Source organism: Nocardia sp. No.11, assembly GCF_038752175.1.
In the GTDB taxonomy this organism is placed as follows: domain Bacteria; phylum Actinomycetota; class Actinomycetes; order Mycobacteriales; family Mycobacteriaceae; genus Nocardia; species Nocardia canadensis.
The window spans coordinates 1-10,868 of record NZ_JBCGFB010000164.1 but is presented as its reverse complement, the minus strand read 5'-3'; the positions used below and the strand labels follow the sequence as shown (position 1 = coordinate 10,868).

Annotated in this window: 8 protein-coding genes; 5 read left to right on the top strand and 3 right to left on the bottom strand. The window is 66.7% G+C overall.

Annotated elements, in window-relative coordinates:
• Both V8688_RS29230 and V8688_RS29225 read left to right on the top strand, forming a co-directional pair.
• Nucleotides 1–1,174 (top strand): PEP-utilizing enzyme (locus V8688_RS29230; protein WP_342802141.1); only part of this gene is annotated, 1,174 nt, incomplete at its 5' end.
• Entirely contained in the window at nt 1,171–4,035 is a 2,865-nt protein-coding gene (locus V8688_RS29225; protein WP_342802140.1) for a phosphatase PAP2 family protein, read from the top strand. The genes V8688_RS29230 and V8688_RS29225, both read left to right, overlap by 4 nt.
• A 114-nt stretch (nt 4,036–4,149) precedes the next feature.
• On the opposite strand, the gene V8688_RS29220 is transcribed toward V8688_RS29225, so the two are convergent.
• Nucleotides 4,150–4,752, bottom strand: coding sequence for a TetR/AcrR family transcriptional regulator (locus V8688_RS29220; protein ID WP_218719063.1), 603 nt, complete (start codon nt 4,750–4,752; stop codon nt 4,150–4,152).
• A gap of 227 nt (nt 4,753–4,979) precedes the next feature.
• On the opposite strand from V8688_RS29220, the gene V8688_RS29215 reads away from it, so the two are divergent.
• Together V8688_RS29215 and V8688_RS29210 are read left to right on the top strand one after the other, a co-directional pair.
• On the top strand, nt 4,980–6,203 hold the full coding sequence (locus V8688_RS29215) for an oxygenase MpaB family protein (protein ID WP_316574473.1): 1,224 nt from the start codon (nt 4,980–4,982) through the stop codon (nt 6,201–6,203).
• Between the two features lie 224 nt (nt 6,204–6,427).
• Nucleotides 6,428–8,212: an NAD(P)/FAD-dependent oxidoreductase gene (locus tag V8688_RS29210; protein WP_342802139.1), complete on the top strand. Its 1,785-nt coding sequence runs from the start codon at nt 6,428–6,430 to the stop codon at nt 8,210–8,212.
• A 236-nt stretch (nt 8,213–8,448) separates the two neighbouring features.
• On the opposite strand, the gene V8688_RS29205 is transcribed toward V8688_RS29210, so the two are convergent.
• Complete coding sequence (locus V8688_RS29205) at nt 8,449–8,913, bottom strand: nuclear transport factor 2 family protein (RefSeq protein WP_342802138.1); 465 nt, start codon at nt 8,911–8,913, stop codon at nt 8,449–8,451.
• Nucleotides 8,910–9,509: an NAD(P)H-dependent oxidoreductase gene (locus V8688_RS29200; protein ID WP_218719067.1), complete on the bottom strand. Its 600-nt coding sequence runs from the start codon at nt 9,507–9,509 to the stop codon at nt 8,910–8,912. The genes V8688_RS29205 and V8688_RS29200 overlap by 4 nt, the downstream gene beginning before the upstream one ends.
• Before the next feature lie 128 nt (nt 9,510–9,637).
• Between V8688_RS29200 and sigJ the strand changes: the two genes are divergently transcribed.
• Entirely contained in the window at nt 9,638–10,528 is an 891-nt protein-coding gene (sigJ, locus tag V8688_RS29195; RefSeq protein WP_342802137.1) for an RNA polymerase sigma factor SigJ, read from the top strand.
• Nucleotides 10,529–10,868 lie beyond the last annotated feature (340 nt).

Sequence of the window (10,868 nt, the reverse complement as noted above, 5' to 3'; positions counted from 1 at the left end):
CGGGCTCGCCGCCCGCGTCGCCGCGCTGCGGCACCGAGCTCGCGCGGCGCGAGCCCGGCGCCGCGCCGTATTCGACGCCGACGTCGCGATCCACGCCGCACAGGAAATCGACCGCACCGCACCCCGATCGGAGGTGCTGGACGACAGCGAGCTGATGCGCTACCACCTTGCGCTGATCGATCTGTCCACCCGGGCCATGGCTGCCGAGATCACGGTCGCGGCGGACGCGGGCGCCATTCACGAAGGGCTTCGGTTGCTGCTCGCGCGGTTCGGTTCGGCGGCGGACGCGGCGCGACTGGCGGCTACGTCGACCGTTCCCGGGTCGGTCATCGTGCCCAGTCCGCGAGCATCGATGGCGATCCCCTGCGGCCCGACCTGGGCCGAGTCCGGGCAGGAACCGCCGACCCGGTCACCGCGCGCAACTGCGCCGAGCGCGATCGAGGCGGTCATGGAGATGATCGACAGGGGCCCGCGACGCCCCAAGTCCGACATCGGCCGCTGGCTGCGCCTGCGCCAGGTGGAACGGCTCATCGATGAGGCGCGCGGACAGTTCGAGCGCCGCGAACGAGTCAAGAGCGCGATCCTGTTGCTGGGCGGGGAGATCCGCCGGGTGCATCTGGAACTCGGTCGACGGCTGGTGCGGGACGGTGTCCTCACCCGCGCGGCGGATATCGAATTGCTGACCGTCGGTGAGTTTCGGGCGGCCGCGCGCACGAGGCGGCTGCCCGTGCCCGCGGTGCTCGATCGCCGTCGGCGCCGGGTGCTTCGTCAAGAGCAGCTCGAGCCGCTGCCACAGAACTTCCGAGGCGACCCCGGCACAATCGCGCCCACCACGGCCACGACCGGACCGCAGCTGCAGGGTTGGGCCGCGGGTAACGGTCGATTTCGCGGTGTCGCGCGTCGGCTGACCCGACCGGATCAGCCGCTGGGCAACGACGAGATTCTCCTGGCGACGACCACCGACCCCTCTTGGGCACCGCTGCTGATGCGCTGCGGCGCGATGGTGATCGAGCAAGGCGGTCCACTGTCACACGCCGCGATCCTGGCACGCGAATTCGGCGTGCCCGCCGTGTTCAACCTCCCCGGCGCCGCACGCGCGCTCGATGGACGCCGCGTGGAAGTCGACGGCACCACAGGGACCGTGACGATCCTCGACGAAGGAACCACGCCATGACCTACTCACCCCGTGACCGCGCCCGCGCCGCGTTGCTCGGTGTCGATCGGTTGCACATCTTCGTCCCCGCCATCATGAGCGTCGGACTGTTGTTCTGGCTGGCCAGCGAATTGCGCGAGCTCCTGCGCAGCAGCGATGACGCCTCGCGCGCCAAACGAGCGAGCATCGCCGGGCACGCGGTCGCGCGTAGTGCGACCGCCACCGGCGAGCCCGATACCGCCGCAGCTCGTGGCCTGCGGCCGCGGCCGGTCTATCTGCTGATCGCCTTGACGCTCGCGGGTGGGGCTCTGTACGTGACGATCGGATCGGTCGCCAACTTCTTCCAGCAGCCGGGCTGGGTGGCCGATATCGCCTGGTTGCTGAGCCTGTCGCTCGCGGTGGCGGTGGCAGCCGCCTGCTATGCGGCAGTCGCCGTGGTCGTGTTCGTTCGCTACCCGGCACCACCTTCTCGTTTGACGCGAGTGCTGACCAACACCCCGCTGACCACCCGGCCGGTGGACGGCGCCGAGTGGCTCGCTCGCCCACCGTGGCAGCTCGGCGCCGGGTTCATGGCGGCCACCGCGGCCTCCGCTCTGCTGTCGCTGGTCGTCGCCGCGTCGCCGTATGTGGTCGACGGCTTCGACCGCACGGCCGCGGCGTGGTTCGACGGATTGTCCGCGCCCCTGTGGTCCCGGTTCACGGCTGCGGCATTCGACACGAGAACCGTGCTGGTACTGGTGGTTCTGGTCGGGCTGGCCTCGCTACGGTGCCGGGCGCTCGCCGTCGGCTACGCGGTCGCGACGGGGTTCGGATTGCTGGCCAGTGTCGCGTTGCGGGCGGCGATCGAGCGCCCGCGCCCGGGTGACGGGGCGTTGGCCGGTGCGTGGGATTCCTACCCGAGTGGCCATGTCATCCAGGCTGTCCTGATCGCCGGTCTGGTGCCGCTGGCAGTCGCGTCGTTGCTGCATCGCCGCCGCGTGATCTCCCTGCTCACCACGGTGATGGGACTGGCGGCCGCTGCCGCCGCGATCGATCGGGTCGCCGAGGGACTGCATTGGCCCACCGACGTACTCGGCGGTGCCGGTATCGGCCTGGCGCTGGTCCTCGGAGCCCGGTGGGTGATCGAGCAGCCCCGTGCGCACGTCGCCTGCCGGAGCTGTCTGTGGTCGCCACATCCGCAGCAGCACCATTCCCCGCGCGGGGTGATCCCGTTGACGATCTCCGGAGCTCGCCTGGTCCGCGTGCTCGCCCACCTGTCGGCGGCCGCTGCCGCGCTGACCCTGGCCGTGTTGACCATGACCGTCGGAGTGCCGTCGAACGGCGAAGGCTTCGTCTTCGGTTCGCGTATCGAAACGCCGGTGCAGTTGACTCTCGCCGCCCTGGTTTCGCTCGGTGCGTTGATCTCCTGGCGCTGGGAGGCGGTGGGCGCGGTACTGATCGCGCTCGCGGCCAGCTGCCTCGGGATCTTCGCCGCCATCGAGTACGAGCCGGTCTACGCGATGCTACTCACGGGTGGCGCGATGGTGCCCGCAGTGTTGTTGTGGCTGAGCTGGCAGCATCGGCGTACCGCGCTCGAGCTGGTGATCCTGGCGGTGGTCACGTTGCTGTTGCTCGTCGGCACCTGGGTCGGCGCCAATCGGGTGTACGCCATCTATTTCGGCCCTACGCATCCGGCGAGTTCAGCACCCGTACTCGACGTGGATCGCGTCGAGTGGTCGTGGTCGGGCGGCTTGCGCAGCGACGGGGTGACGGTCAATGCCCGGCTGGCCGACGGTCACAGCCGCGCGAGCGCGCGGCTCACCGCGGCGGACGGAGCGGTGGTGGAGTCCCCTGCTGTCGCGGCGGGCGAGCATCGGATCGCGCGAATGGAGGTCGACGGGCTCCGCCCCGGCACCGACTACAGCTATACCGTCGTCGTCGATGGGAAGCCGGACGGTACCCGCGGCGTCGGGCACCTCCGCACACCGGCGGTGGGGCCGTTGTCGTTCCGCGTCACCGCGGGCTCCTGTGCCAGGGTCGGGTCGGATGGCGCCGTCTTCGACGCGTTGGCCCGCGAGCGCGGGCTGCTCCACCTGGCTCTGGGCGATCTGCACTACGGGAATATCGAAAGCACTGTTCCCGGGCCGTTCTTCGCCGCGTACGACCGGGTCCTGACCAGCCCCGGCCAATCCGCGTTCTATCGCGGCAGTCCGGTCGCCTACGTGTGGGACGACCACGACTACGGCCCCAATGACGCCGGGGCGGACTCGCCGGGCAGAGAAGCGTCGCGTACTGCGTTCGGCACGGTTGTTCCCCACTACCCCTTCGTCGCGCCGGAGGGGACGATCAATCAGGCCTTCACGATCGGGCGGGTCCGGTTCGTCATGACCGACGACCGATCGGGTGCCACGTCCGATTCGGTGCTGGGTGCCGCACAGCGGGCCTGGCTCGTCGATGAGCTGGTGCGTTCGAGTCGCACACATGCTCTTGTCGTCTGGGGGAATTCCTTGCCGTGGATCGGTGCCGCGAATCCGGGGGGCGACGGCTGGCCTGGGCATCCGGAGGAACGTCGATACATCGCCGACGCGATTGCCACGGCCGGCATGCGGAACCTCGTGATGGTCGGTGGTGACGCGCACATGGTGGCCATCGACGACGGCACCAACTCCGACTACTCGGCACAGGGCGGCGGCGGATTTCCCATCCTGCAGGCGGCGGCTCTGGACCGTCCCGGAAGCGTGAAGGGTGGGCCGTACAGCCACGGCGTCTTCCCTGGCGGCGGGCAATACGGAGTGCTCGATATCACCGACGACGGCAACCACGTCGCGGTGACGTTGACCGGTAAGCGCTGGGACGGAACGACGCTCACGAGTTCGACCTTCGCCGTGCCGCCGCGTGATTGAGACGCGTACCGGGCGCGCGTTCCGCCCACGTCGCAGCATCAGTCGACCATCGACCTGGTGTCGCAAGGTGGGCCGGTCGACAGGGCAAGGACTTCTCTCCTGCTCGACAGCTCGCTAGAGGAGGCCGGCCACGGAGTGGATCAACTCGACGGCGTCATGATCACGTAGTTCGGTCGGCTGAAGCCGGCCGATCTGGATCGCGGCCAGACCATGGACGATTGACCAACACATGAGCGCGACATCTTCGACGGGCTGATCGCTTCGCCACCCCTCTGCTTGCGCGTCGCGAACGGCGCTGGTGAGCACCTGCCACGTGGTATCGAGCGACTCGCGAAGTTCGATCATCGTATGGTCGAGCATTTCCGAGCGGCTGATCAACGCGAACAGTGCCGGGCGGCTGACCGCGAACTGTATGTAGGCGGCGCCGATGGCCACGACGAGGTCCTTGCCGTTGGTTCCCGCTGCGTGCGCGGCCGACCGTGCTTCGCTCATCTGGGAGCCGAGCAATCGAATGACTCGAACCGCCAGCGTCGTGAGCAGGCCGGTCTTGTTCTTGAACAGGTGCCCTGGTGCTTGATGTGACACCTCTGCCCGACGCGCGATCGACCGCAAACTGGCCCGGTCGATGCCGACATCGTCGATCTCGGCGACAGCGGCGACGAGGAGTCGGTCGTGTAGTGATTGCACAGAGGGCACGTCAGCTGTGGCGTCGCTCATGGGTACGTGTCTACAGCCTGTCGGCCTCCGGTTCTGAACAGGGCTGACGGATGCCCTCGCCGAGCGCCGCCGCTACCGCGACGTGGGGATCCGGATGTCGAGGCCACCGGCCCACTTGACAGTGTCAAGTGCTGTATGTGACAGTGTCACATACAGCACTGAAGGGTTCTATGGCGGCGCACGGCGCCGGGAGCCCGGAGATGGTCATTCCCAGGAGGTTGCAAGCAATGGCGCCCCAGTTTGTTCGTTCGTCATCGTCGTTCGAGCCGCCGACGGGACATACATCCTTCGACGCTCGAGTCGCCGATGCTGTTGCTGCGGCGTTGATACCGGCGCGGGAGGTGATCGCTTCAGCCGAGGAAATCGACTATGAAGCATGGGATCACGTGGGAGATCCTCTGGGCGAGGCGCTGATCGCGGATATGCGAGCGCGGAACATGATGAAGGGAGATCTGATCGCCAACGCTCGTACGTTGCGTGATCAGGGAATTCGAAGCGCGGTCGACTTCCTGGCTGAAGTCGAGTATGTGCCGTCCTGGCTGGACTTCGACGAACTGCAGGATGGCGTCGACTGGGCTGCTCGCAACCCGATCGGATTCGCCCTGGGCTTCCATGGCGCGCTGCCGTGGAGTTACCTCGATAGCCACACGGCCGCGGTTTTCGCCGCGACCGGGCGACTACGCGACGGTGGTGACTACAGTCGGCGCCTTTTCGAAACCGCCCGGGGCTTCATCTCGACGTTCGATGTCGAGGGCATGAAACCCGGCGGTCAGCAGTGGGAGACGTGGGTTCGGGTACGACTCATGCACACCATGGTTCGGATTGGGCTGCAAAGAAGCGGCAAGTGGACGCTCGACGGAGTGCCGGTCAGTTCCCTCTCGCTCGGTGCAGGTGTATTTCTGTTCGGTTGGTACCGCGCAGCGATCGCGCAGTGGGTTGCCGGACCGACGAGCCGGCGCGAAATCGAGTCCTGGATGCGGATGTGGCAGTGGGTTGCACGGCTCCAAGGTGCCCCGGTGGAGTGCATTCAAAGTTCCCTCGATGTACAACGCGACATAGACGCTCGCATCCTCGGGCTGTTGTACCGGCCAGACGCGCAGAGCAAGGCGCTTGTTGCGGCGAACTACCGAGGTCTGTCCGAGACAACGGGGTTTCGCGCGCTGCCGTTGAAGGCTCATGAAGCCATCGGCTGGAACCTGCTGAAGCTGCCCGCCTCTACACGGTACGGAGGCCTGCGGGTCCCCGAGGAGTTGGGGCTTCGGCGCCACAAGCTGCTGACGCCGATCGTGGCCGCTATGGCGGCAGGATTGCGCTTCGTTCATCAGATCTACCGAATACCGCTTGTGCGGAGGCGCGCCGCATCCGCGGGAATCAGGTTCATGGCAGTTTTCGTCGAACGAGGTCTCGCGGGCAAAGACGCCGATTTCCGCACCCACGTACTGCCCGGCTAGACCGTCTCCGGCGCAGGTGACAGCTAGCGACGCCATCGGCGACACTCCGCTGTCCCATAATCCGCGGGACGGGCATCATGCCGCGCCACGACTGGCGATGGTTTCAGCGTGGTTCGAAGAAGTCGTGGACCGTGACCGGGTGGTATGCCCCCAACGAGAAACATGTCGGAATCAATACCGGATTGGGTTGACGCCGTACGGGCGGATGCCGGAAAGGAACTGCCATGTCGCAGCACAACGGCGCCGCTCCAAAGGGGTTCGACGCTGTAGTCGTCGGCGCGGGCCTTGGCGGACTGTCGGCGGCTGCCCATCTCTCAGCGGCAGGTAAACGAGTGATTCTGCTCGAGCGATACTCGGTACTCGGCGGCTCATCGCACGTCTTCCGACGTCGCGGCAGCTGGGAATTCGATTGCGGAGTCCACTATGTCGGCGATTGCGGGCCAGGAGGCATCGTTTCGGCGATGATCCACGGACTCGCACTCGACGACCGTATTCAATGGCTTCCGCTGGAAGAGTCGGCATTCGACCGCATTATCGCTCCGGACTTTGCTCTCAACGTGCCGGTCGGCTGGGAATCATTCCTCGCCGAGCTCCTTGTAGCGTTCCCCGACGAGCAGAGGGCTGTTCGCCGGTTTCACTCGATCATGCACCGACTCGCCGACAGCCTGGATCGTCGTGGCCCGCATCGCCCGGCGGCGACGCTGGCGCGGTGGGTTGCCGCGGCGGGTTGGGCGGCGCCGTTCCTCGCAATGCCCTATGCCGCCACCCTGGCCTCGTGCGGATTCTCGCCACGTGCCGTACTCGCGCTGTCGGTGCAATGCGGAGCGCTCGCCTCGAGTTCACTGAGCATGCCGACGGCGGCAATGGCGGGCTTCTACCAGGACTATGTCGGCGGAGGCGCCTACTACCCGCGCGGTGGAGGACAGGTCCTGGCAGCTGGGTTCGCTGAGGTGATCACCTCGCATGGTGGCACTATCCGTACCAACGCCGCGGTCGAGAAGATCTTGGTGGACAACGGGCGGGTTACTGGGGTGCGGCTGATGAGTGGGGAGGAGATTGCCGCGGCTGCGGTGGTCTCCGACGCCGACATCATCAAAACCTACAAGGAGCTGGTCGGTCTCGAACACCTACCCAGGCTTCATCGCGAACGTGTCAAACACTGGTCGATGTCGCATCCGTTGATCAATGGATTCTTCGGTGTCGAATTCGACGTCCACAGCCAGCTCAACAGCAATTATTTCGCGATCCCCGACTGGGGTGTGGCCACGTCGTTGCTTTCGTTGACCCGCTTTTCGCGGAGTGTTATCGACGGCAAGGGATTCTGCGACGGACGTGCTTGGGCACACGCGATGGCGGCGCAGCAGCCGATGTACCTGCAGTCCTCGTCACGCCGTGACCCGGACCATGCCGCCGCGCCCGAGGGGCACGCCACGATCGAGGTGCAGACGATCACCCCGGCCGATCCGAGGCTGTGGGGATTCGACGGCTATGACGTCGAATCGGGCGAGTACCGCAATACTCGCCGCTACAACGAGATCAAGAAGATCGTGCTCGACGGAATGCTCGAACGGATGGAGCAAGCCTATCCGGGGGCGTCGTCGCGGGTTCGGCTCGCCGAGTTGGGAAGCCCTGCGACCCAGACTCGGTTCGTCGGAAATACGGCAGGAGCACCCTTTGGGCTTGCGCTTCGCCTCGACCAGGCTGGACCACTGCGTCCGGGGACCGAAACCCCCGTCCGTGGCCTATTTTTGGCCGGAACCAGCACGGTATGGGGCCCGGGAACTGTCGGCTCGATGCTCAGCGGCGCGTACGCTGCTGCGGCGATCACAGGTCGTGACCTGGTCGGTGAGATTCGACGAGGCCAGGTCATCGCCGACCCGAAGCGGCTGTCGACGTGGCCGGGAAACTTCGATTCGCTCGCAGCGACTCGACAATTCAGCCGCGCCGCTCCGGGCAAGCGGGCGCGTACGACCGCGCCAGCGATAAGCCCCCATGGACCCGATACGTAATCCGCAGCGCCGACGGAGTGTATTCAGGGCCTCACCGGCGGTGGCACGAAATCGACGCCGGCTCCTGTGGACCTCGGCGAACCGGTGGATCCACCGGGAAGGCGATCGTCGACACGGCGGAAGGCCGCCACAGTCATCGTCGCAGTCCTGGTGCCCGGTGGGGCAATCCAGGCGATCAGCACCAGCGGGGATCGCATCCGGCGCGATCCCCGGCGGATGGCGACGTAGGCGTGTGCTCAGGGCTCGAGGTCGACCATGCCATGACCGGTCGAGATATCGAGCGGCACCGATACCTGATCGTGCGAGATCAACCAGGTGTCGTCGATCTTGCGCATCCCGTAGGTGACACGGACCCACATGCCGTCCGTTTCCGCCCCGGTCCTGAGCGTGCCGCGCAGGCGAGCGAACGCGTGCCCGAACGCCACGTCCTCGCCCATGGTGAATGTCAGGTCCCGGATTTCGTAGGTCACCGTCTCGAAGACCTGGAACACCCGGGCCCAGTTGTCGAGTTTCGCGGTGATCCCGACATGCTGGAGTGGCGGCTCGACATCGAAGGAGACGACATCGGCGGTGTAGGCCTGTCGGACGGCCTCGAGGTCTCCGGCGCGCAGACCGTCGATCACCTTCGCGATCTGGCGGCGGAGCGGGGCGTCGTCCCTGTGGGTGCGGTCGGCGTGCGAAGGCGAGCTGGGTACCGTCATGATCGGGATCCTCTCGAGGTGACGAGGGTGGGGTCGGTGCCCGCCCGTAGTGGCGCGAGCGCGGTGCTCCATGCCACCAGCTGATCGAGCGTCTTGCCCAGGGCGGCGACATGGTGGTCACGCGGGGTGAAAGTGGTGTGGTTCTCGAAATCGGTGAGCAGCGAGATCTCCACCGGGCGGCTCACATCGGCCATGCTCAGCGTGCTGCACACCACCCGCAGCTGCGCGACCGCACGAGCGCCGCCGCTCACCCCGTAGGAGACGAATCCCACTGCCTTGTCGGTCCATTCGGCGCACAGATGGTCGATGGCGTTCTTCAGCACGCCGGGGACGCCGCCGTTGTACTCGGGGGTCACCATCACGAAACCGTCGAACGGCGCGATCCGCTCAGCCCAGGCACGGGTATGGGCGTGCACCGACGGGCCGAACATCGGCGGGGTGGCCTCGTCGAGATGCGGTAGCGGGTGATCACGCAGATCGATCAGCTCGAATTCGGCGTCGTCGCGTCGCGATGCGGTGTCCAGGACCCACTGCGCGACTTGTGGGCCTGTGCGGGAGGGGCGGGTACTGCCGAGGAGGATGCCGATTCTGATCATGTTCGAACTCCTGGTTTGCTGGGCTTCTCGACCTTCCGACGACACAGCCGTCCGGAATGTCAGGTCACCTCACACATCCGAGCGGTATTTCGTCGGAAGATGCAGACCAGGAGACCGCAGGAGCCGACATGACCGACCCGCATCTGAACACCGTGATCGCCGAGCGCAGGCAGCTGATCAATCTCGCCTACCGGCTGCTCGGCTCGCTCGCCGAAGCCGAGGACGTCCTGCAGGAGACCTATGCGCGTTGGTACGCGCTGTCGGACAGCCGGCGGCGGCAGGTGGCCTCGCCGGGCGCGTGGCTGACGACGGTCGCCAGCCGGATCTGCCTGGATCTGCTCGGTTCCGCGCGCGTTCGGCGGGAACAGTATGTGGGCGAATGGATTCCGGAGCCGGTGCCGGGTCACTCCGACTGGTTCGGTAGGCTTGGGCCCGCCGATCCCGCGGACCAGATCACCCTCGATGAATCGATCAGCATGGCCTTTCTCGTCGTGCTCGATTCCATGACGCCGGCCGAGCGGGTGGCGTTCGTTTTGCATGACGTGTTCCGCTACACCTTCGCCGAGGTCGCCGATGTGGTCGGGCGCACCCCCGCGGCCTGCCGTCAGCTCGCTTCCAGTGCTCGCCGCCGCATCGACTCCGCGCGGGGTGCGCCGGATGCCCAACGCGCCGAGGTGGTCCGGGACTTCAAGCGGGCCTGGGAAGCGATGGATATCGAGGCGCTGGTCGGGCTGCTGGATCCGCGGGCCGTCGCCACGGCCGACGGTGGCGGCCTCGCGTTGTCGTTCCTCGACCCGATCGTCGGCGGCGAGCAGATCGCCGCCGCGTGGATGCAGATCGCTGCCCGCGGCCTCGCGCCGACCCTCACCGAACGCACGGTGAACGGACAGCCCGGGCTGGTCGCCGAGCTCGACGGCACTGTCGTGTCGGTCTACGCCTTCGATATCGCCGACGGCCGGATCACCCGTATCTGGGTGATCCGGAATCCGGAGAAGCTGCGGCCGTGGACGGCCGACTGAACCCTGGGTCGAGTCAGCCGGACGCGGCAGCCGGGCCGAGAGCCTCCAGGGGGTGTTCGAGCAGAACGGAATTCCCAGGACAGATGGACCGGGTATCGGTCTGCGGGGTTGTCGGTGTCAGGCGGTCGCCGCGACCGGGGCCGCTGCGATCATCCAGTTGCTGAACTCGTCGGCCAGGTGCCATTGGCGCCTACCGCATGGTGGCGGGGGATCGCCGTGCCAGCGCAGTGCCGGGTCGCCGGGGGAGGGTGGGGAGATCAAACGGCGTCCTCACCTCGATTCTGTGGTTCTGTATCAGATTACTTGGTTCTGCTGCTTGCACTCATCTGGGTCGAGTGCT

Excerpts from the sequence above, each read along its gene's own strand:
- V8688_RS29225 (WP_342802140.1), top strand. The coding sequence starts at position 1,171 with ATGACCTACTCACCCCGTGACCGCGCCCGCGCCGCGTTGCTCGGTGTC.
- V8688_RS29220 (WP_218719063.1), bottom strand. The coding sequence starts at position 4,752 with ATGAGCGACGCCACAGCTGACGTGCCCTCTGTGCAATCACTACACGAC.
- V8688_RS29215 (WP_316574473.1), top strand. The coding sequence starts at position 4,980 with ATGGCGCCCCAGTTTGTTCGTTCGTCATCGTCGTTCGAGCCGCCGACG.
- V8688_RS29210 (WP_342802139.1), top strand. The coding sequence starts at position 6,428 with ATGTCGCAGCACAACGGCGCCGCTCCAAAGGGGTTCGACGCTGTAGTC.
- V8688_RS29205 (WP_342802138.1), bottom strand. The coding sequence starts at position 8,913 with ATGACGGTACCCAGCTCGCCTTCGCACGCCGACCGCACCCACAGGGAC.
- V8688_RS29200 (WP_218719067.1), bottom strand. The coding sequence starts at position 9,509 with ATGATCAGAATCGGCATCCTCCTCGGCAGTACCCGCCCCTCCCGCACA.
- sigJ (WP_342802137.1), top strand. The coding sequence starts at position 9,638 with ATGACCGACCCGCATCTGAACACCGTGATCGCCGAGCGCAGGCAGCTG.